Raw genomic sequence first — 22,393 nt, 5'->3', positions numbered from 1 at the left:
CCGGCCTGGCCGCTGCGGACGTGGCCGCGGGCCCGGTGATTGTGATGCAGTCCTTATTCTAACGGTAACCGACTGCGGCCGCTGTGCCTTTTCTGCCTCCGCTCCACCGCTCCGCCGTACCGATAACGGGGGCGGATGGTCGCCTGGTCGCCTTCACCGGCGGGGTACTCCTCGTTTCCCTGCTGCCGCTTTTGCCGGCAGATCCCCGCTGGACATGGCTGCCGTGCCTGTTCCTGCTTGCCTGGCGGCGGCGCCCCGCGGGTCTCCTCGCCGCAGCCCTGGGGGTCGCCTGGGCCGCCCTGTACGGGCAAGCCCTGCTCGCCCAGCGTCTGCCGCCGGCCTGTGACGGCCACTTCAGCGGGTTGACGGGGATCATTGCGGGCCTGCCGCAGCGCCGCCTGCTGCCGGACGGGACCTGGCAGCAGCGCGTGCCGCTCGAGGTCGACGCCATCGACGACCCGGCCTGCCGGGGGCCGGAGCGGGTTTCGCTGGCCTGGTATGGCGAGCAGGCTCTCGCTCCCGGTGAGCGCTGGCACTTTATCGCGCGCCTGCGGCTGCCCTGGGGCGAAGCCAATCCGGGCGGCTTCAACCGCCAGGATTTCCATGCCCGAGCCGGCCTGCACGCGAACGCGAGCGTCCGCGCCGGGGACGGGGAGCGCCTTGCGCCCGCCGGACTGGGGGCCCCCTTCCACCGGGCCCGCGCCGGGCTTGCCGCCGCGCTGGGTGAGGCGGTGGGAGAAAGCCCGGCGCAGGGCCTGCTCACAGCGCTCCTGGTAGGCGACAAGAGCCAGCTCACGAGCGAACACTGGTCGCTCCTTCGCGCCTTCGGTGTGGTTCACCTGGTCGTCATTTCCGGACTTCATGTCTCCCTCGTGGCGGGCCTGGGCCTGCTCCTCGGCGGCCTCTGCGCCCGCTTTGCCGCGCTGGCGGGCCTGGGCGCCGCCTGGACCTGGCTGCGGCCGACGGGCGCGCTCCTGGCTGCCGCGGTCTATGCGGGTCTCGCGGGGTTCACCCTGCCCACGCAGCGGGCCCTCGCCATGCTCTCCTGCGTCTGCCTGGCGCTGTGCCTGGGCCGCTCGGCCCGCAGCGGCCGCAATCTCCTGCTCGCCGCGGCGCTGGTCCTCGCCGCCAACCCGCTTGCGGCCGTGGGCTCGAGCTTCTGGCTGAGCTTCCTGGCCGTCGCCTGGCTGCTCTGGTTTGCGACCCGTTACCGGGGACTGTCGCGCTGGCGCACCGCTGTGCTCGTACACGGTTTCATGGCCGTCGCCATGGCGCCGTTGACCGCCTGGTGGTTCGGCGGGACCTCCCTGGTCTCGGCGCCGGCGAACCTCATCCTGGTGCCGCTGGTCGGGGCGGTGCTGGTGCCCCTGCTGCTGCTCGGCGCGCTCGCTTCGCCCTGGCTGCCCGTGGTGGCCGAGGGCTGCTGGCAGTTCGCGGCCGCGCTGGTGGAACCGCTGCTCGCCGGTGCAGCGGCCGTCGCGGCGCGAGCGGGGATGAAAATCTACCTCGAGACAGGAGGCGGAGCTGTCGAATGCCTGTTTGCGCTGCTGGGCGTTCTCTTCCTCTTCGGCGCCCGCAGGCCCGTCCTCCGCGCCGTGGGCGCGCTGGGGCTGCTGCCGCTGCTGTGGCCGGCCAGCGGAACGCGCGTGGCGCTGCCGGAACTGACGGTACTGGACGTGGGGCAGGGTACGGCCGTGGTCTTCCGCAGCGGCGGTCGGACGCTGGTCTATGATACGGGCGGCGGTGACCCGGCGGGCGCGAACGCCGCCCGGCGCGTCATCCTGCCCTACCTGCGCCAGGCGGGCGTGCGCCGCATCACGACGCTGGTTGTCAGCCACCCGGACCGGGACCACAGTGCCGGTGTGGGCGCCGTCCTCGAAGCGCTCCCGGTGGGCGAGCTATTGCTCGGCCAGCCGCTGCCGGGCATTGCCCGGGGGCGTCTCTGCCGGGCGGGGGCCAGCTGGCGCTGGCCCGATGGCACGGTCTTCCGCCTCCTCAGCGCCGCGCCGGGCGAGCGGCTCGGGCGCAACGATGCCTCCTGCGTGCTGCGGATCACTGCGAACGGCCGCCGCTTCCTGCTCACCGGCGATATCGGCCGCAGGCGGGAGCGCGGTCTCGTTCGCTACTGGCGCGATGCGCTGCGCGCGGACTGGCTGCTCGTGGCCCACCACGGCTCGGCGAGTTCCACGGGGGCGGCCTTCCTCCGAGCTGTGACGCCGCGCTGGGCGGCGTTCACCTTCGGCCGCGCAAACCCCTTCGGGCACCCTGCACCAGCGGTCGTGCAGCGCCTTTGCCGGGGCGGCAGCCGTCTCGATGGCACGGCAGCGGGCGGGGCCCTGCGCTATCAGGTCGATGCCGATGGCACCGTCACCGTGTCCCGCTACCGGGACCGCAGCGCCCGCTACTGGCGCCGGGCGCCGCCGCTGACGCCGCTCGGTTGCCATGCGTATAATCGGTCGAATTCCCGGGTTGAGGAGTAGCGCGTGCTGGAACTGGTTGTAGCCGGCGGTTGGTTGATGATCGTCATCCTGCTCTGCTCGGTCGTCGCGCTGGCGATCTGCATCGAGCGCCTGTACGCGCTGAACCCGCGGCGCATCGCACCGCCCCAGCTGTCCGCCTCCGTGTGGGAGAAGCTCCGCGGGGGCCGGCTCGGCAGCGAGCAGTTGCGCCGGCTCCGTGAGTCATCGCCCCTGGGCCGTATCCTGGCCGCGGGTCTCGCCAACGCGCATCACGGGCGCGAGGTCATGAAGGACAGCATCGAGGAAGCCGCCGGCCACGTCGTCCACGAGCTCGAGCGCTACCTGAACACGCTCGGCACCATCGCCGCCATCGCGCCGCTCCTCGGCCTGCTCGGGACCGTGGTCGGCATGATCAAGGTGTTCTCGGAGATCATGGTGCAGGGCACCGGCAACGCCAGCGCCCTGGCTGGTGGTATCTCGGAGGCCCTGATCACGACCGCGGCGGGGCTGAGCGTCGCCATCCCCGCGCTGGCCATGCATCGCTTTCTCACCGGCCGGGTGGACGAGATCGTCGTCGGTCTCGAACAGGAGTCCATACGCTTCGTTGATGCGCTGCACGCGCGGGAGAGCGGGGAGACAACCCCGTGAAATTCCGGCGCCGGCGGCGGGAGGAGCCGGGGCTGAATCTCACCCCGCTCATCGACGTGGTGTTCCTGCTGCTCATTTTCTTCATGGTTTCCACCACTTTTACCCGGGAGACGCGGCTCCTCGTGGACCTGCCGGAGGCAGACGCGGCTCCAGCCACGCAGGCGCCGCGGCAGATCGAACTGCTGGTGGACGAGACGGGCGCGTACCGGGTCAACGGCGAGGCGCTGGTCGACCGCCGCGTGCGCACCATCCAGGCGGCTCTCTATGAGTACTCCCAGGGGGATACGACGCTGCCGCTGCTCATCTCCGCCGATGCGGACAGCAGCCACGCGGCGGTCGTGCGGGCCATGGATGCCGCAGGGCAGATGGGGTTCTCCCGCCTGAGCATTGCCACACTGCGGCCGGGGCCCGATTCCTAGCGTTATCAAGCCCCGCGCGGACGCGGTAGAATGCGCCGCTGCGGGGCGCTCCGGTACCGGCCCGGTGCCGTGGCGGCGCCCCGTGAGCAGGAGTCTCGACCATGGCCTTTACCGTCGTCATCCCGGCGCGCTACGCCTCGACGCGCCTTCCCGGCAAGCCGCTGGCCAGCATCGGCGACCGGCCGATGCTGCAGCATGTGTGGGGGCGCGCCGGGGCCAGCGGCGCCGCGCGGGTCGTCATCGCCACCGATGATGCGCGCATCCGTGCGGCCGCTGCCGGCTGGGGGGCGGACGTGCTCCTGACCCGGGATGACCACCCCTCGGGCACGGACCGGCTCGCCGAGGTGGCCGCGAGACTCGAACTCGAGGACGACGCCATCGTCGTCAATGTGCAGGGTGACGAGCCACTCATCCCGCCAGCGGTCATCGACCAGGTCGCCGGGAATCTGCGCCAGCGCCTCTGGGCTGCTGTCGCCACCCTCTGCGAGCCGCTCGCCGGCCGCGAGCAGCTCGACAATCCGAACGTGGTCAAGGTCGTCGCCGACGGCGCCGGCCGGGCGCTCTATTTCAGCCGCGCAGCGATACCCTATCCCCGCGATGCGAAAGCGGCCGAGGGCCGTACGCCCTGGCGTCGGCACATCGGACTCTATGCCTACCGCGCTGGCTTTCTCCGGCGCTTCGTCGACTGGCCCGTGGCGCCCCCCGAGGCGCTGGAGCAACTCGAGCAGCTGCGTGCCCTGTACCACGGTGAGGCGATCCACGTGGCCGATGCCTGCTGTCCGGTGCCCGGCGGGGTGGATACCCCCGAGGACCTGGAGCGGCTGCGCGCGCACTGGGCGACGGGGGGCGCGCTATGAGCAGCGAGAACGGCGTTCTCTTCGTCTGTCTCGGCAACATCTGCCGCTCGCCCACGGCGGACGCGGTGTTTCGCGAGCAGGTCGCGCGGGCGGGGCTCGCCGGCCGGGTGCGTATCGACAGCTGCGGCACCGCCGGCTACCACGTGGGCGAGCCGCCGGATGCGCGCGCGACCGCGGCGGCGGCCCGGCGTGGCTACGACCTCTCCCCCCTGCGCGCGCGGCAGTTCGCGCCAGTGGATTTCGAGCGCTTCGACTATATCCTCGCCATGGACGAGAGCAACCTCGCCCACCTCGAAGCCCTGCGACCGGCCGAGTACCGCGGCCGGCTGGACCTGTTCCTGGCTCTCGCACCGGCGCTGGGCCGGCGCGAGGTGCCGGACCCGTACTATGGCGGTGAGCGCGGCTTCGAGGAGGTTCTCGACCTCGTGGAGGGCGCGGGCGAGGCATTGCTGGCGGAGCTGACCGGTGGCGAGCGCGGCTGAAGACCTCTCCGCGCTGACGACCCTGGAGCTGCCGGCAAAGGCCACGGCCCGCCGTGACGTCGCCGACCTGCCCGCGCTGCGCGAGGCGCTTGACGTCGCGCGCGCGGCGGGCCTACCCGTTATCGTGCTCGGTGAGGGCAGCAACGTCGTGTTTGCCGGGGATGTGGAGGCACTCGTCCTGCGTTACACGGCGACGGGCCGAACGGTCCTCGCCGAGGATGACGAAAGCGTTACGCTCCGCGTTGCCGCCGGGGAGCACTGGCACTCGCTGGTCGCCTGGTGCCTGGAGCAGGGCTACCACGGCTTCGAGAACCTCGCGCTTATTCCCGGTACCGTGGGCGCCGCACCCATCCAGAATATCGGCGCCTATGGCGTCGAGCTGGCCCCCTTCGTCGAGGCGGTGCACGCGGTGCGCATTGCCGATGGCGAGAGCCTGGTTCTTTCCCGTTCGGACTGTGCCTTCGGCTACCGCGACAGTGTCTTCAAGGGCGCGCTGCGTGACGCGGTTGTCATCACCGCCGTGGATTTCCGCCTGCAGCGCACGGCTGCGCCGGTTACCGATTACCCCACGCTGCGGGAAGCGCTTGCCGGGCGCGCGCAAGCGCCCGGGCCCCGGGACGTCTTCGACGCGGTGGTGGCCCTTCGCCGGGCGCGGCTGCCGGACCCGGCGACCACCCCGAATGCCGGCAGTTTTTTCAAGAACCCCGTGGTCGATACCGCGACCGCAGACGAGCTCGCGCGCCGCTACCCCGGCATGCCGCAGTTCGAGGCCCCCGGTGGCCGCAAGCTCGCCGCCGGCTGGCTCATCGAACAGTGCGGCTGGCGCGGCGTGGAAGGCGAGGGCGTCGCGGTGCACCCGGGCCACGCGCTGGTGCTGGTCAGCCATGGGGGGGACGGGCGCGCGCTGCTGGCCCTCGCGCGGCGCATCCAGGCATCGGTGGCAGAGACCTTCGGCTGCCACCTGGAGATCGAGCCGCGCGTGTACGGGGTGGCGGCATGAGCGGCTTTGACGCCGAGGCGTTTCTCAAGACGCTGACGACCCGCTGCGGGGTCTACCAGATGTACGGCACCGACGGCGGCCTGCTCTACGTCGGCAAGGCGCGCAACCTGAAGAGCCGGGTCGCCTCCTATTTCCGCAACCGGGGGCTGAACGCCAAGACCGTAGCGCTGGTTTCGCGCATCGCCGATATCCAGGTAACCGTGACGGCGACGGAGGTCGACGCGTTGCTCCTCGAGCACAACCTGATCAAGAGTCACCGGCCGCCCTTCAACATCCTGCTCAAGGACGACAAGTCCTACCCCTACATTTTCCTGTCGAGCGAGGACCGCTTTCCGCGCCTGGCCCTGCATCGTGGGCCCAAGCGGCGCAAGGGGCGCTACTTCGGCCCCTACCCGAGCGCTGGCGCCGTGCGCCGCTCCCTGCACTTCCTGCAGAAGGTGTTCAAGGTACGCCAGTGCGAGGACAGTTACTTCCGGAACCGCTCGCGCCCCTGCCTGCAGTACCAGATTGACCGTTGCACCGCGCCCTGCGTGGACCTCGTTTCCGCAGCCGATTACGCCCAGCAGGTCGAGAACACGGCCCTGTTCCTCGAAGGCAAGAACCAGGAGCTGATGGTGCGCCTGGCGGACGACATGGAGCAGGCGGCCGCGGCGCTCGCGTACGAGAAGGCGGCGATGCTCCGGGACCAGCTGCGCCAGCTCCAGCACGTGCAGGCGACCCAGGGTGTAGAGGGCGGCAGCGGCGACCTCGACCTGCTGGCGGCGGTGACCGAGGGCGGCCAGAGTTGCGTGCAGGTGCTGTTCGTGCGCGGTGCCCGGGTGCTCGGCAGCCGCACCTTCTACCCATCCACCAAGCTCGCGGAGACGCCCGAGGGTCTGCTCGGGGCTTTCCTGGCGCAGTTCTACCTGAGCGAGGGGCGTGCCCTGCCCCCGGAGATCGTGCTCAATGCGGCCCCGGAGGATAGCAAGACGCTCGAAGAGGCCTTCACCCTGCAGGCCGGGCGCCGGGTCCGCCTGCGCCACCGCGTGCGTGAGGCCCGGGCGCGCTGGCTGCAAATGGCCGAGCAGACCGCGGCGACCAACCTCGCGGCCCACCTGGCCGGCCGCGAGAGCACCCAGGAGCGGCTGCAGGCACTGCAGGAGGTACTCGAACTCGAGGCCTACCCGCAGCGCATGGAGTGCTTCGACATCAGCCACTCCAGCGGCGAGGCGACGGTCGCGTCCTGCGTGGTCTTCGATGAGAACGGCCCGCGCAAGGCGGATTACCGGCGCTTCAACATCGACGGGATTACCGCGGGCGACGACTACGCCGCCATGGAGCAGGCCCTGCGCCGGCGCTTCCGGCGCCTGAAGGCGGGGGAGGGCAGCGTGCCCGACGTGCTCTTCATCGATGGCGGCAAGGGGCAGGTACAGCAGGCGCTCGATGTGCTCGCCGAACTCGAGCTCGATGGTATCCTGGTCGCTGGCGTGGCCAAGGGCGTCACGCGCAAGGCCGGTTTCGAAACGCTGGTGCTCGGCGCCTCGGGCATCGAGCAGAACCTGCCGGCCAACAGCCCGGCCCTGCACCTGATCCAGCAGGTGCGGGACGAAGCCCACCGCTTCGCCATCAGTGGCCACCGGGCGCGCCGGGACAAGGCGCGGCGCGGCTCGCGGCTGGAGGAAATCCCGGGGGTCGGCGCGAAGCGCCGCCGCGAACTGCTGCGCCATTTCGGCAGCGCGCGCGGCGTCGCCAACGCGAGTGTCGACGAGCTGAAAAAAACCCAGGGCATCAGTGCTACCATGGCGCAGCAGATCTACGACCACCTGCACAGCGCGGCGGACTAGGTCGGCCGCTCCAGGAACCACGAGACAGCGCCTTGCCGATCAACATTCCCAACGCCCTGACCCTGCTGCGGATCCTCCTGATCCCGGTCCTCGCGGTGGTGTTCTACCTGCCGTTCCAGGGCCACCTGCTGGTCGCGGCGGGCATCTTCACCCTCGCTGCGGTCACCGACTGGTTCGACGGCTACCTGGCCCGGCGCCTCGGCCAGACGACGCCTTTCGGCGCCTTCCTCGACCCGGTGGCCGACAAGCTCATGGTCGCGGTGGCCCTGGTGCTACTGGTAGAGCGCCACGACACGCCGCTGTTCACGCTCGCCGCCTGCGTGATCATCGGCCGGGAGATCGTGATCTCGGCGCTGAGGGAGTGGATGGCCGAGCTCGGGGAGCGGACCTCGGTCGCCGTCTCCTACATCGGCAAGGTGAAGACGGCCTTCCAGATGGTGGCGGTCATCGGCCTGCTGGCCATCGACCCGGCGCGCGATAGCACCTGGCTGCTCGGCCTCTGCTACCTGCTCCTGTACACGGCTGCGGTGCTCACGCTCTGGTCCATGGTCGCCTACCTCCGCGCCGCCGCCCACGTCATCCGCGCCCGGGCGGACATGTCTTGACTGGCGCCGGGGAAGGCCTACAATTGGCGCCCTCACTGAAAAGTGAGCGTTCCTACGGCCCGAGGGCCGGTCAGAAGCGGGAATAGCTCAGTTGGTAGAGCGCAACCTTGCCAAGGTTGCAGGGGGGGCGCCAAGCCTCGCCGGTACCGGCGACCAACCCACGGTCGGTACGAACAGCACAACGCGGGAATAGCTCAGTTGGTAGAGCGCAACCTTGCCAAGGTTGAGGTCGCCGGTTCGAACCCGGTTTCCCGCTCCAACATCCCCAGGCTCGGTGGCAGAGTGGTTATGCAGCGGATTGCAAATCCGTCTACGCCGGTTCGATTCCGACCCGAGCCTCCAATTCCCCGCAAAGCCGGACTACTCGCATCCCTCTCGGTCGTACTGGTTTTGCTCCTCGGTTTTTCCTTTCCCTCCATGGCCGAGACCTACCGGCTTACCCTGGCTCCGCAGCCGCCCGCCAGCGGAACGCTGACCACGGCCTCGCCGGGGGTCTCTGTGCAGGCCGCCGAGGGCGCCACGGTCACGCTGGCCCGAAGCCGGGGTGCGGAGAGCCGGGCAGCGGGGGTGGGGCCCCTCGGCTGGGTTTCGGTGGCGAGCGTACCGGCGTCCGCCGAGAGGCTGCGCTTGACGCTGAGCCGCGAGGGAGACGAGGTTCGCGTGCAGCTCGTGGTCGCACGCAAGGCCGGGGACGACCTGCTGCGCTATGAAGGTGAAGTGTTCGCTACTCCTGGCGAGTGGCTGCCTCTCTGGCAGCCGGCCGGTGGCGCGCAGGAGACGGGCCACCGCACCTATAGCACCCGTCGTGACGACGACAGCCTTTGGCTGCGTGTCGAGACTGTTGCAGGCGCCGACTAGCGCTCAACAGCTCGGGCTCAGCCTGCCGGCAGCAGACTTCAAGTAACTTCCAGGTACGTTTCCATTGGAAACGCGGGTCCGGGGGTTCACCTTTCCCCCGGCCCGCGCTGGGCTCACCGCTTGGCGCTCATCATCATAACGACGATGGCGGGTGCACAAAGAATCCAGAGCCAAACTGCGATATCAGGCATGGGTCTTCTCCCCATGGCGCGCGGCCATGACGTTGTATTGACCACACTCAAAATGAGTGTACTTCTGAAGGTAGTAGACGCGTCCCGGCCTGTAAAGCGACCGCCACTGGCGGCGGACACCGGGAGCTGCACCAGCCCCATCGCGGCGTGTACACCCCTCGCATCCCGGCCTACCATGATGGCCCTCGCAAGGGAGAGAGTCCGATGACCACAGCACCCACCCGCTCCGACAGTCCGGCCGACAGCAGGCTCGCCGAGCCGCTCACGCTGCCCTGCGGCGCCACGCTGCCAAACCGGATCGCCAAGGCGGCCATGACCGAGGGCCTGGCAACGGCCGACGGGGTTGCCACGGAGGCGCTCTGCCGGCTCTACCGCACCTGGGCCGAGGGTGGGGCCGGCCTTCTGATCACCGGCAACGTGATCGTCGACCGGGACCATCTCGAGCGCCCGGGGAACGTGGTGATCCACGGTGTGCCCGGCGAGAAGCAGCAGGCCGCACTCGCGCGCTGGGCCGAGGCGGCCACCGGCGCGGGTAACGCGGCCTGGGTGCAGCTCAGCCACGCCGGGCGGCAGACGATGAAGAAGGTCAACCCGCACCCGAAAGCACCGTCGGCGATCAAGCTGGGGCTTCCCGGCGGGCAGTTCGGCGAGCCGGTCGCGCTGACCGAGGCCGAGATCGGCGAGCTCCCCGGCCGCTTCGCGACAGCGGCGGGCGCGGTCGAGACGGCGGGTTTCGGCGGCGTTCAGGTGCACGCCGCCCACGGCTACCTGCTGTCGGAGTTCCTGAGCCCGCGGGCGAACCGGCGGGACGACGGCTACGGCGGTTCCGCGCAGAAGCGGGCGCGCCTGCTGCTGGAGATTATCGCGGCGGTGCGTGCGGCCACCGGTCCCGGCTTTGCCGTGGCCGTGAAGCTGAACAGCGCCGATTTCCAGAAGGGCGGTTTCGCGTTCGAAGACAGCCTCCAGGTGGCGCGCTGGCTGGAGGAAGCCGGCGTGGACCTGATCGAGATTTCCGGCGGTACCTACGAGCAGCCGCGGCTCCTGGGGGTCGAAGGGCTGGAGCCCGCGGAGGAACAGGCCGTGGCGGCGTCCACCCGCGCGCGGGAGGCCTATTTCGTCGACTTCGCCCTGGCGATGCGCGAATCCGTCAAGGTACCGCTGATGGTGACCGGCGGCTTCCGCAGCCGGGCGGCGATGGAGCAGGCCCTGGCCGAGGGTGTGGACCTCATCGGCCTCGGCCGCCCCCTGTGCGTGCAGACCGACGGCCCGGCGCGACTGCTGGCGGGCGCCGAAAGCCTGCCGAGCTACGAGGCGGACCTGGGCCTGCTGCCGAAGCCGCTGCGCTTCCTGCGTGGCTCGAAGCTCCTGCGCACCCTCGATACCTTCGGCACCATGTACTGGTTCTACGCGCAGCTGGACCTGCTGGGCAAGGAGGGACGCACCGAGACCGGGCTGTCGCCCTTCGCCGCCTCGCGGCGCATCGAGGGGCTGCAGAAGGCACTGCTGGCGGCGCGCCGCGGCTAGGCCGGCTTACTTCTTCCCGGTGATCTCGCCGTAGGCATCAAGGGCCGCCTGGCGGGCGGCCTTGTGCTCGACGATCGGCGCCGGATAGTTATCACCGAGCTTTACGCCCGCGGCCTCGAGCAGGTGGTCCGGCGCTTCCCAGGGCTTGTTCAGGTATTTGTCGGGCAGCTGCGCCAGCTCTGGCACCCAGTGGCGCACGTAGGCGCCGTCCGGGTCGAACTTCTCGCCCTGCGCGACGGGGTTGAAGATGCGGAAGTAGGGCGCCGCGTCGGCGCCGGAGCCGGCGACCCACTGCCAGCCGGCGCAGTTGTTGGCCATGTCGGCATCCACCAGCGTGTCCCAGAACCAGGCCTCGCCCTCGCGCCAGTGCACGCGTAGGTGCTTGGTGAGGAAGGAGGCCGTGACCATGCGCACGCGGTTGTGCATGTAGCCGGTGGCCCACAGCTCGCGCAGGCCGGCGTCGACCAGCGGGTAGCCGGTGCGCCCGCGTTGCCAGGCGGTGAGGCCCTCCGCGTCATCGGCCCAGGGGAAAGCATCGAAGTCGGCCTTGAAGTTTTTTTCGCCGAGGGTCGGGAAGAAGCTCAGCAGCTGGTAGGAAAACTCGCGCCAGCCGAGCTCGGCCAGGAACGTGTCCACCGCCTTCGCCGCCGCCCCGTGGCCACCGGCGACCCGCTGTGCCGCGTCCCAGACTCTGCGCGGTGAGATATCGCCGGCGTGCAGGTGCGGCGAAAGGCGGCTGGTGCCGTCCCGGTCCGGCCGGTCGCGGTCCTCGGCGTAGCGATCCACGGCCTCCTCGAGAAAGTGCCTGAGGCGCCGCAGCGCACCGGCGCTGCCGGGCTCCCAGTAGTCTTCCCAGCCGGCAGCCCAGTCCGGCCTGCTCGGCCGCAGCTGCCAGTCGTTCAGCGCGTCGCCGGCATCAGGGGGTGACTGCCAGGTGACGGATGCCGGCCGTTCCAGCGGCGCCTTCGGCGGCGTCGCCGCGCGACAGGCGCGCCAGAAGGGCGTGAAGACCTTGTACGGGTCGCCGTTCTTCGTGAGCACGCTGCCGGGTTCGAACAGCAGCGTGCCCGGGTAGCGGCGTACGGTGATGCCCTTCTCGCCGAGCTTTTCGTGCAGGCGCTCCTCGAGCGCGACGGCCCAGGGCTCGTACTGGCGGGAACAGTAAACGGCGGTCGCGCCGCTCCGCTCGCAGAGCTCCTCCAGCAGTGCCAGCGTGTCACCGCGGCGCAGGTAGAGCTGCCCGCCTGCCTCGTCGATTTCGCCGGCGAGCGCCGCGAGGCTGCCGTGCAGCCACCAGCGGCTGGCGCCGCCGGGCGCGCGTTCACCGGCGGCTTCATCGTCCAGCAGGTAGATCGGGAGCACCGGCCTGCCGGTGGCGGCTGCAGCGCAGAGGCCGGGCAGGTCGTCGAGGCGCAGGTCCTGGCGGAACCAGTAAATGACCGGTGCATCGCTCATGCGCTGGCCGCCTTCGCGGTATCGTTGGCGAGTGCGTCGGCCAGGGCCGGCAGCAGCACCTCGGCCGGGGAGCGCAGCCGCAGCCCGGCCAGGTCGTCGGCCCGTGTGCGCCCGGGGTTGAGCAGGGCGATCGGCTTGCCCGCTGCTGCGGCGTCCCGGCAGAAGCGGAAGCCCGAGTAGACCTGCAGCGAGCTGCCGACGACCAGCAGCGCATCAGCCGCCGCCAGCGCTTCGCGGCAGGCCGTCACGCGCGCTGCGGGAATGCTGCCGCCGAAGAACACCACGTCTGGCATGAGCACGCCGCCGCAGCGGTCGCAGTCGGGCACGCGCAGCCGGGTGATGTCCGCCTCCGGCAACTCGGCGTCGCCGTCCGGGCGCGCATCGCCGCGTCCTTCGCGAAGGAAGGGGTTGTCCCGCAGCAGGCGCTGCTGCAGGGTTTCCCGGTCGCCGTGCCGGCCGCAGTGCAGGCAGGCCACGCGGTCGAGACGCCCATGGAGGTCGATGACCCTGGCACTGCCCGCACGCTGGTGCAGGCGGTCCACGTTCTGGGTCACCAGGTGCCACAGCGCGCCGCCGCGCTCCAGCCGGGCGAGGGCGCGGTGGGCGTCGTTCGGGCGCGCATCGCGCACGCCGGGCCAGCCCACGGTCGACCGGCCCCAGTAGCGCCGCCGCCGCGCCGGGTCGCGGAGGAATTCCTGGTGGGTGATCGGCGCGGCGCGGAGCCAGGTCCCGTCGGCGTCCCGGTAGGTCGGAATGCCCGAGCCGGCGCTGATACCGGCGCCGGTGAGCACCAGTAGCCGCGGGTTCGCCGCCCGGAACGCGAGCAGTCGGTCGAGGTCTGACTGTAGGCTGGGGCTCATCCCGTTACTATACGGGGTGGGCGCGGCGCCTGCGCGCCCTGTCCAGGTTTTGCTCCCCCGCGCGGTGGTGGAGCGGATGAGGAGCCCGGAGGCCAGAGAACCGGGCCGAGAGCAGAAGGAGAGGCACGACGATGTATGTGCTGGTTACCGGCGGGACGGGTTTCATCGGCTCCGCGCTATTGCCCCGGCTGCGCGGGGATGGCCACGAGATCACTGTGCTGTCCCGCGGCAGGCACGCCGACGGCGGCGGCATCCGCTATGTGCGGACCCTTGATGAGATTGCTGACGATGCGACGGTCGACGCGGTGATCAACCTTGCCGGCGCCTCCCTGAACGGCAGGCGCTGGACCGGGGCCTACAAGCGGGAGATGGTCGAGAGCCGCCTCGACACGACCGCTGCGGTGGTCGAGCTGTGCCGCCGCCTGGCGCGGCCGCCGTCGGTGCTCGTGAGCGCCAGCGCCATCGGCTACTACGGCGACCGTGGCGACGAGCCCCTCGATGAGCAGAGCAGCATGGGCGAGGGGTTTTCCGCCGAGCTGTGCCGGGACTGGGAAGGCGCGGCCCGGGAGGCGGAGGCGCTGGGGGTGCGGGTCTGCCTCGCGCGTCTCGGCGTGGTCTTCGACCGGGAGGGCGGCGCTTTCGCAGAGCTCTCCCGCCCGTTCCGCTTCGGTATCGCCAATTGGCTGGGCAGCGGCCGCCAGTACCTGAGCTGGGTGCACCGGGCCGATGTCATCGCGGCCTTTGCTTTCCTGCTGGAGCAGGAAGACATCGACGGCCCGGTCAATATCACAGCGCCGGCGCCGGTGACGCACAGAGAACTTTGTGCCGCCCTGCGGCAAAAGCTGACCACGCTGCCCGGGGTGCCGGTTCCGGGCTTCGTGATGCGTGCGCTGCTCGGGGAGGTGGCCGACGAACTGTTGCTCGCCGGCCAGAAAGTCCTGCCGAAGCGCCTTGAAGCCGCGGGGTTCAGGTTCCACTACCCCGCTATCGACAGCGCCCTGGGCCAGCTTCTCGGCAAGCCCTAGGAACTGACGGCGCCGTAATCCTCGTAGGCGGTGCGCACCGTTTCGCTGCGGCTGAGCTTGTTCAGCGCAGAGCGTTCCAGCTGCCGCACCCACTCCCGGGATACGGCCATCTTGTCGGCAATCTCCGCCCGGGACAGCGGCGGGCCCTCGTGCAGGCCCCAGCGGGCGATGACCACCTGCCGCTCCGCCGGTTCCAGGCCGGTGATCTCCGAGAGCAGCCGGTCGTGCAGCGAATCGGTCTCGGCCCGCGCCTCGGTATGCTGGAAAGGTCCGCCGGAAAGCGTGTCCAGCAGGGTGGTGTCGTCGTCCTCGTACTGCGGCGTATCCAGGGAGACCCCGAGATTGCGCAGCTGCAGGAGCTGCCGGGTTTTCTCGACGCTGAGGCCGGCGGCTTCGGCCAGTTCCTCGTCGCCGGGTTCATTGCCGGTCTTGTTCACGAGGTTCAGCTTGATCCGGTAGAGCTTGCCGACCTGCTCCTGCACGTGGGTGGGGTAGCGGACCAGGCCGCCCGTGTCCCCGACGAAGCGGCGGACCGCCTGGGTAATCCAGTTGAAGCAGTAGGTGCTGAACCGGAAGCCCTTGTCGTACTCGAACTTCTCCGCGGCGCGGATCAGGCCCAGGGTCCCTTCCTGGATGAGATCCAGGAAATTGACACCCTTGCCGCGGTGGCGCCCGGCGATGGAGTAGACCAGGCGCAGGTTGTGCATGGTCAGGGTGTCCCGTGCATCCGTGTATTCCTCGATGAGGGACTCGAGCGTCATGCGGGAGGTTTCGTCCAGCGCCGGCCGTGCGCGACGGCTGATGCGCTGCCAGCTCTGCTGCCAGTCCTGCAGGGCGTTGGCCACGCTGCAGGGTACTTCCCGGCCGTCGAGGCGCAGGATCACCCCTGCGAGGCCCACGGTCAGGCTCGCGGGAAGCTTCAGGTCGCTGATGAGTTTCCCGAGGTGCCTTTCCGTCCGGCCCTTGCGCAGGCCGGCGGCCAGTGCCTGCATGGGATCCTGGGCCTTGCCGCCGGGGAGATAATCGGCCACCTCACGGCGCAGGATGAAATGATGCTCCCGGTTGTCGAAGCGGCCGATATCCAGGGGCGCAAGGCCGCAGTTTCCCGACCATTCGAGAAGATAGTGGCGGGCGGCCGCGTCGCGGGCGAAGAGCGCCTGCAGGCCGTGCACCGCCGCCCACTTGCGCGTGTCGATTTCGCGCTCCTGTTCCGCGGTGAGGAGCGGGTAGCGCCTCGCCTCGGCGAAAAGCCGCTCGAGATCTTTCTCTTCGGTGTCTGCCAAGACTGGGTCCACGGGATACCTCTCTTCTGGCTCGTCTTGTCCAGGAATACGGTCGAATGTAGCGTTTTGGACAGGAGTTTTGCTGATTTGTCCCGGTATAAACGCGACATAATCTGAACAGAGCGCCGAAAAATCCGATCTGGCCCAGGTTTTGTCGCGTAACCTGTCCCGAAACCCCAGCGAGAACCCGATCATGGCACAGTCACTCGACAGCTCCACGCCGGCGGAAGACCTTGAGGAAGGCACGGGCGCCGGCGAAGGGGCCCACCTCGAAACGCGGCCGCTCTATGGTATTGGTACGGTCGCGCGGCTCACAGGATTAAAACCCGACACACTTCGTGTCTGGGAGCGGCGCTACGGCCTCGGCGCCAGCCACAAGTCAGCGACCGGGCGGCGCCAGTACACGCAGGCGGACCTGGAACACCTGCAGCTGATCGCCGCGCTCGTGCGTGATGGCGCCCGGATCGGAGAGATTGCGGCCTCGGAACGCAAGACGCTGGAAATGCTCCTGCGCCAGCGCGGCCGCAGCAGCCGCGAGCTTCTCGCCGACAGCAAGCCGCGCGTGGCGTTCGTCGGCAAACAGCTCTGCGAGTGGCTCGATGGGCACCAGGGCTGTATCACCGGCGTCGACGCGCGCCTGGCCCGCCTCGGTCTCGCGGAGATCGGTGACGGCCTGATCGCGGAGCTTGGCAGTCTCGACACGCTGGTAGTGGAGTGTCCGAATCTCGCCAATGCCAGCGTGGCGCGGCTCCAGGCGGTCGTGGACCAGCTGCAGCCCGGGCGCACCATCGTCTGCTACCAGTTCGGCAACGAGCGCTGGCTCGAAGAGCTCGAAAGCCGGGGCCTGGTCGTGACATCGTTGCCGCCGGACCCGGCCTACCTCGCCTTCGAGATCACCCGGAGCAGCGCCGAGAAGGCCGTGCGCCTTGGCGAGTCCGACCTCGGCGAACTGGTCGCGTCGCGGCCGCGGGATTTCAATGAGCTCGAACTCTCGGCAGCGCGCCGCCTGCGCAGCCGCCTGGACTGCGAGTGCCCGCGGCACATCACAGACCTGATTCGTGCCCTGGTGAACTTCGAGGAGTACTCGGCGTCCTGCTCCGTGGACAACTGGCACGATGCCGCCGTCCATGCCTGCATCTTCGCCTACACCGGCCAGGCCCGGCACCTGATGGAGAAGGCGCTGCATGCGGTGCTCGAGGAGCGCGGTGAGGATTTCCAGGCGTTGCTGCGCGAGGAGCGTGCGCGGAGGGTCGACGATGCCGCCTGAGTCCGGAAAGCGGCTGCCTTGCCGCGGCTGCACGGTGGGCTGTGCGAACTACGCTACCTGCGATGGTCGCCCCTGGCGCTACCGCTCCAGCGGTGAACGGCCCGGGGAGGGGCCGGGCGTGTCGTCGTCCTCGTCCGTGGCGTCGTCTTCGGGCGTCGCCGGGAACAGCGCGGGAAACAAAGCCTGAATGGCGGGTGAGTGCCTGGCCTCCCAGCCCCAGAGCAGCACCGGCGCGAGCGGCGGCACCATCAGCGTGTTGAACTGGTAGGCAAGGGCCACGGCATCCGCCGGGGGCGTGCCCGGCACGGCGAGGAAGCTGTTGCCCAGGGTGAGCATGAGATCCTTCAGCGCTGTGCTGATCAGCCCCGGCACGAGCAGCAGCCAGAGGACGAAGAGGCCGCGGGCAAAGCGCTCCCAGCGCCCGGGCAGCGGCGTAGCGAAGTGCAGCGCCGCGAAGAAGGGCACGGAGTAGCTGAGCACGCGCGAATCGATACGGAAGCCGAGGGCGCCGTCCGTCTGCGCTGCGGGCAGGTAGGCGCCGCCGGCCTCGCCGAGGGTCGATACCACCGTCATGGTCGTGCCTTCGAGGTAGACGGTGTCGACCAGTTCCGGCAGCCAGGCAGGCAGTATTTCCGCCGCCAGCCAGACGGCCGGGGCCGCGAGCACGGCGCCGAGCAGGTACCAGGCCGCGAAGGCCGGGACCATGAGCAGGAGCACGCGCCCAAAGAAGCGAAGAGGTGTCACGCGGGCACCGCCTCGCGGTTCACCACGCGCAGGTACAGCAGGAACACCACCAGTACGTCGAGCATGATCAGCACGGGCCAGAGATAGAGATGGGTCCAGGTGAACACCTCCGTGTTCCACATGCCGAGGTAGAAGAGGCTGATGATCCGCAGGATGTTCATGACCTGGATGGCGAGGAAGCCGATCGCGATGGCGCCGAGCTTCTGCAGCCAGCGGGCCGGAAAGGCGATGACCGCGGCGATGAGGACGATGGCCGCTTCCACCCCGTTGCAGCCCGCCTCGATGGAAACGGCAAAGTGATTGCCCGTGTGCCTGAGCACGCGCCCGCTGGTCGTGACCTGCTCATCGAAGGGCATGATGAGCGCCGCGCTGATGTCGGCCAGGGAGGCCGTGAAGGGTTGCACCAGGTGCCGTTGCACCGGCTCGAGCATCTCGACGGTGAACAGCACCGCGAGCAGGGCGAGAAAGATGACGAGAAAACGGGCCATGGCGGTCAGCCGAACAGGTTCTGCGCGAAGATACCAAGGATGATCACGGGGCACACCAGGCGCACGTGCCAGGGCCAGATGCGCCAGAACAGGGTGCCGGCAATCTCCGGGGAGCCCTTGCGCAGCTCGGCGAGCAGCTGGTCCCGGCGCCAGACCCACCCCGCGTAGATGCAGAACACGAAGCCGAGCAGGGGCTGGCTGTAGCGAGTGGTCGCGGTGATCACCAGGCCGAAGAGCGTTTCGAAGTTGAGCAGGATGAGCAGGCTGACGGCGGCAATGATGCCGCCGATGAGCAGCACGGCACCGCGCCGGCTGGCCCCGTGTTCCTCGATCGTGTAGGCCACCGGGACCTCCAGCATGGAGATGGAAGAGGTAAGGGCGGCGATGCTCATGAGAAAGAAAAAAAGCAGGGATACGAAGGCGCCCGCGGCGCCCATGCTGGTGAACAGCTCGGGCAGCACCGTGAAGATGAGCGTGTCTTCGGAGATGAGCCCGCCGGCGGCGTCGAAGATCTCCACGCCGTTATGCAGGGCCACGTACATGGCGGGCAGCACCAGGAAGCCGGCGAGCACGGCGATGCCGATATCCACGGTGGTGACCAGGCCGCCAACCACGGGCAGGTTTTCCCGGTCGTTGATGTAGGAGCCGTAGATCAGCATGGTGCCGACGCCGAGCGACAGGGAAAAGAACGCCGAGCCGAGAGCGTTGATGATCAGCTGCGGGGACAGGGCGGCGGAGAAGTCCGGGAGCAGGTAGACCTTGAGTCCCTCCATGGCGCCGTCCAGGGTCAGCACATAGAGCACGAGGCAGCCGAGGGTCACCAGGAGGATGGGCATGAGCCGGCTCGACCAGCGCTCGATGCCGTCGTGAACCCCTTCGGCGATGATCCCGATGGTGAGCAGCATGAAAACGATCACGAAACTCGCGTTGCGACCGAAGGAAAAGGACGTCAGCCAGTCAGCTATCCCGTTCGCGCCGACGAGGGCAGCGAGGGAGCCGAGGCAGTGGGCGATCATCCACCCGGCGACGATGGCGTAGAAGCTCAGGATGAAGCTCGCCACCACCAGGCCCAGGAGCCCGGTCGTGGCCCCGGCCCGTCGGGTGATGGGACCGATGGCGATGCGCTTGAGGGCGTTCACTGCGTTGGCGTGGGCGTGGCGGCCAATGATGATTTCGGCCATGAGCGCGGGATAGGCGAGAAGGAAGGCCAGCAGCAGGTAGACGAGCAGGAAGGCGGCGCCACCGTTGCTCGCCGCCTGGGTCGGGAAGCCCCAGATGTTGCCCAGGCCGACGGCACTGCCCGCGGCGGCCATGATGAACCCGAAGCGTGAACTGAACTCGCCGCGCGCGGAGGCCATGGATTTTCCTGTACTTATTGGAACCGGCGCGAGTGTAGCACGCTAGCGAGCGCCGCCGTCCGGGTCGGCCAGCATCGCTGCGCAGGGGGCGGTGGCGTCGCCTTTCCCCGGCTCGATACCGAAGAGCTTCATGCCGAGCTCGGGGATGAGGAACAGCAGCTTGGCCGAGGCATCGAAGGTTGCAGCGATGGGCGAGGGGATGATCGCCGGGTCGTTCATGGACCCGCGGATGCGTACCGAGGAGGGGATCTGCACGGTCCGGGAACGGGCGCGCGGGTCGATGCGCACGTCGAGCTCGCCCTGCGGGAAGTCCAGCGTGGCCCTGCCCTGGGCGATCATGTGCTTCGTGGCAAGGTAGAGGTCTTCGCTGCGGGCGACGCCGTCCTCGACGAGGAACCGGGCCATGCCGCACTCGAAGTTCGTGTTGTCCTGGAGCAGGCCGCCGAGCAGCAGCCAGGACAGGAGATCCGTCATCAGGAGGTCGAAGGCGGCCCCTTCCACATAGCCCTCGGCGACGGCACCGGCGATGGAGCCCGTGGTGTGGGTGACGAGATCCTCCCGGTTCGCTCCCCGGGTGGTGAGCCCCCCGCGGACGCTCAGCTTGCCCTCGATTTCGCCGCCATAGCCCAGGTCCGCCGCCAGGGCCGTCACCGGCACGCTGAGGGCTTCGCCGGCGACGCTGATTGCCGCTTCGTCAGCGCTGAAATCCGCCACGCCACGGAGGTGGACCGCGCCGCCGGCGTAGTCCACGTCGAAGCGGTCGAGGGTGAAGCGTCGCTCCGCGCCCCGCACCGAGATGGCAAAATCGCGAAGCCGGGTATTGCTGCCGGTGATGTCGCCGATGTCCAGGCGCAGCGTGAGGGGATAGGCGGGGACGCGGGCGAAGCGGTGGGGCTTCCCGGCGTCCGCCGCCTCGCTGGTGGTTTCCGTCTGTTCGGTAACCAGCGACTGCCCGGCGCGCATCCGGGCCAGGTCGGGCAGGTGCAGCCGCGGGGCATTCACCTCTGCCCGCAGACCGGTGATGCCCGCCTCGTCACGCGTGATATCGACAATCGTCGTAAGGTCGGTCGCGCCGAGGAACGCGTGCAGGCCGACGAGCTGTCGCTCCGCGGCGAGGTCCAGCACCGCGGTGCCGTCGCCCGGCGGCAGACCGATACCCGGGTCGTCAGCGGGCCGGCGGATGCGGTAGCTGGCCTCGAGCCGGGCGCGTGGCATGCCGGTCAGCTGCGCCACGCTACCGGTGACAGCGACATCGAGACGCTCGGCACCCTCGAGGCTGAGATCGAGGTGATCGATGCGCCAGTCCTCCACGTCTCGCACGAGCTGAAAGGTGCCACCGGTGCGGCCGCCGGCGAGCGCTCGTCGCAGCGGCGCGGGGAGGTAGTCGCCCAGGGCCGTTGGGTCGATGTCCTCGGGGGCGACCTGCAGGTCCACGCCCGCCAGGCTGACAGCGTTGGCGATACTGCCGCGGATGCGGGTGGTGCCGCCGAAGGCGGCGACGGTGGCATCGATGCCCCGGGCGGCGAGCGCGCTGTCATCGCCCTGGAGTTTGCCTTTCACGGACAGGCGGCCCTCGAGGGGCACGGGAGGCGACAGTTCCCCCGCGCTGGCCAGCGTTGCCAGGTCGAGGTCTTCCGCGTCGATGGTCAGGCTCAGTCCCCGGAACCGGGGACCGTTACCGGCTGCGCTCGCGATGCCGTCCACGGCGCCGTTGGCGTCAAGACGACCGCCGGCCACGCCGTCGATTGCCAGTTCGATGTCTTTCACCGCCAGGGTGTTGTTGCTGCGGCGCGCGATACCCGTCAATGACCAGGGGCCGGTAGGCACCGGCAGCGTTACCCACGGCGCCAGTGCCTCTGCGGAGGGCGCCTCAACGCGGAGTGCGAGCGCGAGGTCCGCTGCCAGCTGGTCGTCGAGGAACAGCTCGCCCCCCGTCGGTGCGATGGTGAGCGCGAGGCCACGCTCGCTGCGGCTGGTGAACTCGAAGTGCCTGACCCTCGGGCGGCTCAGGCTGCCGTCGAGTGCCAGCTCTGCATCGACGCTGCCAAGCCCGGACAGGTCCGTGCCGAGGAGAGCGGCGAAAGGCCCGAGGTCCGCCATCGTGCCCCGCGCCTCGAGGTCGGCGCTGACCGGCTCGCCCCTGCGCCAGCGCAGCTTGCCGCGTGCACTGAAATCGTAGCTGGGGCTGTTGTCCAGGGAGAGCCTGCTCACCAGGAGCTCTGCGTGGGCAAGGTCGCCGGTAAGCTCGCCCTGGAGCCTGAGGCTTCCCGCAAAGCCCCAGGCATCCTCATCGAGGAGGGACAGCAGGCTTTCCACCCGGCGGTAGTCGCCGTCGAGGGCGAGGCGATAGTTGAGGTCATCATCAGTCGCAGTGACCGCTCCGTTCAGCTTCACCACGCTTTCGTCCGCCGGGGAGGTGATGGTGGTCGAAACTTCCAGCGCGTCCGGGGCGGGCGCTTCCAGCGCCAGCGCAAGCACCAGCGTCTTGTCGGGCAGCTGCGCTGTGCTGTCGAGGGTAAAGCGTCCCGCCTCGTTCCAGTGTCCGCGATTGTTGCGCAGCGGAACGATGCGCAGTTCCCGGCCCCGGGTGATCACGTGCAGCGAGCCCAATTCGAGCGATGCCGGCAGCCAGCGTGTCTGGCGCAGCCAGTCCGCCGGTTTCGGGTCTTCCGTGCTGTCCGTGGAGTCCACGTAGGCCTGCACGCTTGCCGCGGAAACGGGGGTCTCCCGGAGATCACCACGGCGCAGGATGGCGAGGAGGCGACGCAGCTCGAGATCCTGCACCGCCAGTAGCGGAGGACCGTCGTGCCCCTGCTGGTATAGGCGCACGCCCGCCGCGCGGAAACGGCGTGCGCGCCGCTCGAGAACGGGCGCCTCGAGCTCCAGCCGGTAGGGTGTCAGTGCATCGACCGCGTAGAGCGCCGCCGAGAACAGCGCCCGGTCGGACAGGAAGAGCGCAACCCCGCCGGCCAGGACAACGCCGACAAGGGCGAGGGCGGCGATAAGGAGCGTGCGTAGGGTCGCCATGGGGTCCGGGAGCCAGTGCC

The 22,393-nt window shown here is 69.5% G+C and carries 19 protein-coding genes and 2 tRNA genes; 14 read left to right on the top strand and 7 right to left on the bottom strand.

The window, feature by feature from the left end; translation table 11 throughout:
* Window positions 1–83 precede the first annotated feature (83 nt).
* From ACX93N_RS01885 to ACX93N_RS01830, 12 genes are all read left to right on the top strand, one after another.
* On the top strand, window positions 84–2,480 hold the full coding sequence (locus ACX93N_RS01885) for a DNA internalization-related competence protein ComEC/Rec2 (RefSeq protein WP_459426689.1): 2,397 nt from the start codon (window positions 84–86) through the stop codon (window positions 2,478–2,480).
* Window positions 2,481–2,483: 3 nt separating this feature from the next.
* Window positions 2,484–3,107: a MotA/TolQ/ExbB proton channel family protein gene (locus ACX93N_RS01880; RefSeq protein ID WP_459426688.1), complete on the top strand. Its 624-nt coding sequence runs from the start codon at window positions 2,484–2,486 to the stop codon at window positions 3,105–3,107.
* Window positions 3,104–3,526: an ExbD/TolR family protein gene (locus ACX93N_RS01875; protein WP_459426687.1), complete on the top strand. Its 423-nt coding sequence runs from the start codon at window positions 3,104–3,106 to the stop codon at window positions 3,524–3,526. Before ACX93N_RS01880 ends, ACX93N_RS01875 begins: the two co-directional genes overlap by 4 nt.
* Before the next feature lie 101 nt (window positions 3,527–3,627).
* On the top strand, window positions 3,628–4,383 hold the full coding sequence (kdsB, locus tag ACX93N_RS01870; protein ID WP_459426686.1) for a 3-deoxy-manno-octulosonate cytidylyltransferase: 756 nt from the start codon (window positions 3,628–3,630) through the stop codon (window positions 4,381–4,383).
* Window positions 4,380–4,865 (top strand): low molecular weight protein-tyrosine-phosphatase, encoded by a 486-nt coding sequence (locus ACX93N_RS01865; RefSeq protein ID WP_459426685.1) that lies wholly within the window; start codon window positions 4,380–4,382, stop codon window positions 4,863–4,865. Before kdsB ends, ACX93N_RS01865 begins: the two co-directional genes overlap by 4 nt.
* Window positions 4,849–5,865 carry a UDP-N-acetylmuramate dehydrogenase gene (gene murB, locus ACX93N_RS01860; protein ID WP_459426684.1) on the top strand — a complete coding sequence of 339 codons (1,017 nt, stop codon included), beginning with the start codon at window positions 4,849–4,851 and terminating at the stop codon, window positions 5,863–5,865. The genes ACX93N_RS01865 and murB overlap by 17 nt, the downstream gene beginning before the upstream one ends.
* Window positions 5,862–7,688 (top strand): excinuclease ABC subunit UvrC, encoded by a 1,827-nt coding sequence (gene uvrC / locus ACX93N_RS01855; RefSeq protein WP_459426683.1) that lies wholly within the window; start codon window positions 5,862–5,864, stop codon window positions 7,686–7,688. The genes murB and uvrC overlap by 4 nt, the downstream gene beginning before the upstream one ends.
* A gap of 38 nt (window positions 7,689–7,726) precedes the next feature.
* Window positions 7,727–8,293, top strand: coding sequence for a CDP-diacylglycerol--glycerol-3-phosphate 3-phosphatidyltransferase (pgsA, locus tag ACX93N_RS01850; protein ID WP_459426795.1), 567 nt, complete (start codon window positions 7,727–7,729; stop codon window positions 8,291–8,293).
* A 183-nt stretch (window positions 8,294–8,476) separates the two neighbouring features.
* Window positions 8,477–8,552, top strand: a tRNA-Gly gene (locus ACX93N_RS01845).
* A gap of 9 nt (window positions 8,553–8,561) precedes the next feature.
* Window positions 8,562–8,635: transfer RNA gene (locus ACX93N_RS01840), tRNA-Cys, on the top strand.
* A gap of 75 nt (window positions 8,636–8,710) precedes the next feature.
* Window positions 8,711–9,151 (top strand): hypothetical protein, encoded by a 441-nt coding sequence (locus ACX93N_RS01835; protein ID WP_459426682.1) that lies wholly within the window; start codon window positions 8,711–8,713, stop codon window positions 9,149–9,151.
* 395 nt (window positions 9,152–9,546) lie between these two features.
* On the top strand, window positions 9,547–10,866 hold the full coding sequence (locus tag ACX93N_RS01830; protein WP_459426681.1) for an NADH:flavin oxidoreductase/NADH oxidase family protein: 1,320 nt from the start codon (window positions 9,547–9,549) through the stop codon (window positions 10,864–10,866).
* 6 nt (window positions 10,867–10,872) lie between these two features.
* On the opposite strand, the gene ACX93N_RS01825 is transcribed toward ACX93N_RS01830, so the two are convergent.
* The gene (locus tag ACX93N_RS01825) at window positions 10,873–12,321 is read right to left on the bottom strand and encodes a cryptochrome/photolyase family protein (RefSeq protein WP_459426680.1); all 1,449 of its coding nucleotides are present in this window, start codon (window positions 12,319–12,321) and stop codon (window positions 10,873–10,875) included.
* On the bottom strand, window positions 12,318–13,181 hold the full coding sequence (locus tag ACX93N_RS01820; protein WP_459426679.1) for an NAD-dependent protein deacetylase: 864 nt from the start codon (window positions 13,179–13,181) through the stop codon (window positions 12,318–12,320). Before ACX93N_RS01820 ends, ACX93N_RS01825 begins: the two co-directional genes overlap by 4 nt.
* 131 nt (window positions 13,182–13,312) lie before the next feature.
* On the opposite strand from ACX93N_RS01820, the gene ACX93N_RS01815 reads away from it, so the two are divergent.
* Window positions 13,313–14,206, top strand: a complete 894-nt coding sequence (locus ACX93N_RS01815; RefSeq protein ID WP_459426678.1) for a TIGR01777 family oxidoreductase — start codon at window positions 13,313–13,315, stop codon at window positions 14,204–14,206.
* On the opposite strand, the gene ACX93N_RS01810 is transcribed toward ACX93N_RS01815, so the two are convergent.
* Window positions 14,203–15,489, bottom strand: a complete 1,287-nt coding sequence (locus ACX93N_RS01810; protein WP_459426677.1) for a sigma-70 family RNA polymerase sigma factor — start codon at window positions 15,487–15,489, stop codon at window positions 14,203–14,205. The genes ACX93N_RS01815 and ACX93N_RS01810 overlap by 4 nt on opposite strands.
* 193 nt (window positions 15,490–15,682) lie before the next feature.
* On the opposite strand from ACX93N_RS01810, the gene ACX93N_RS01805 reads away from it, so the two are divergent.
* The gene (locus ACX93N_RS01805) at window positions 15,683–16,756 is read left to right on the top strand and encodes a MerR family transcriptional regulator (protein WP_459426676.1); all 1,074 of its coding nucleotides are present in this window, start codon (window positions 15,683–15,685) and stop codon (window positions 16,754–16,756) included.
* A gap of 78 nt (window positions 16,757–16,834) precedes the next feature.
* On the opposite strand, the gene ACX93N_RS01800 is transcribed toward ACX93N_RS01805, so the two are convergent.
* Genes ACX93N_RS01800 through ACX93N_RS01785 form a run of 4 tightly spaced genes read right to left on the bottom strand, consistent with a single transcriptional unit; the run spans window position 16,835 to window position 22,373 of the window.
* Entirely contained in the window at window positions 16,835–17,500 is a 666-nt protein-coding gene (locus ACX93N_RS01800) for an exosortase H-associated membrane protein (protein WP_459426675.1), read from the bottom strand.
* The gene (gene xrtH, locus ACX93N_RS01795) at window positions 17,497–17,988 is read right to left on the bottom strand and encodes an exosortase H (protein WP_459426674.1); all 492 of its coding nucleotides are present in this window, start codon (window positions 17,986–17,988) and stop codon (window positions 17,497–17,499) included. The genes ACX93N_RS01800 and xrtH overlap by 4 nt, the downstream gene beginning before the upstream one ends.
* 5 nt (window positions 17,989–17,993) lie before the next feature.
* Window positions 17,994–19,346: a sodium-dependent transporter gene (locus ACX93N_RS01790; protein ID WP_459426673.1), complete on the bottom strand. Its 1,353-nt coding sequence runs from the start codon at window positions 19,344–19,346 to the stop codon at window positions 17,994–17,996.
* Window positions 19,347–19,388: 42 nt separating this feature from the next.
* Window positions 19,389–22,373 (bottom strand): AsmA family protein, encoded by a 2,985-nt coding sequence (locus tag ACX93N_RS01785; protein WP_459426672.1) that lies wholly within the window; start codon window positions 22,371–22,373, stop codon window positions 19,389–19,391.
* Window positions 22,374–22,393 lie beyond the last annotated feature (20 nt).

The sequence above is a fragment of the Pseudohaliea sp. genome, assembly GCF_054552115.1.
The sequence above is the reverse complement of the archived record's forward strand: the minus strand, read 5'-3'. Positions and strand labels throughout refer to the sequence as shown.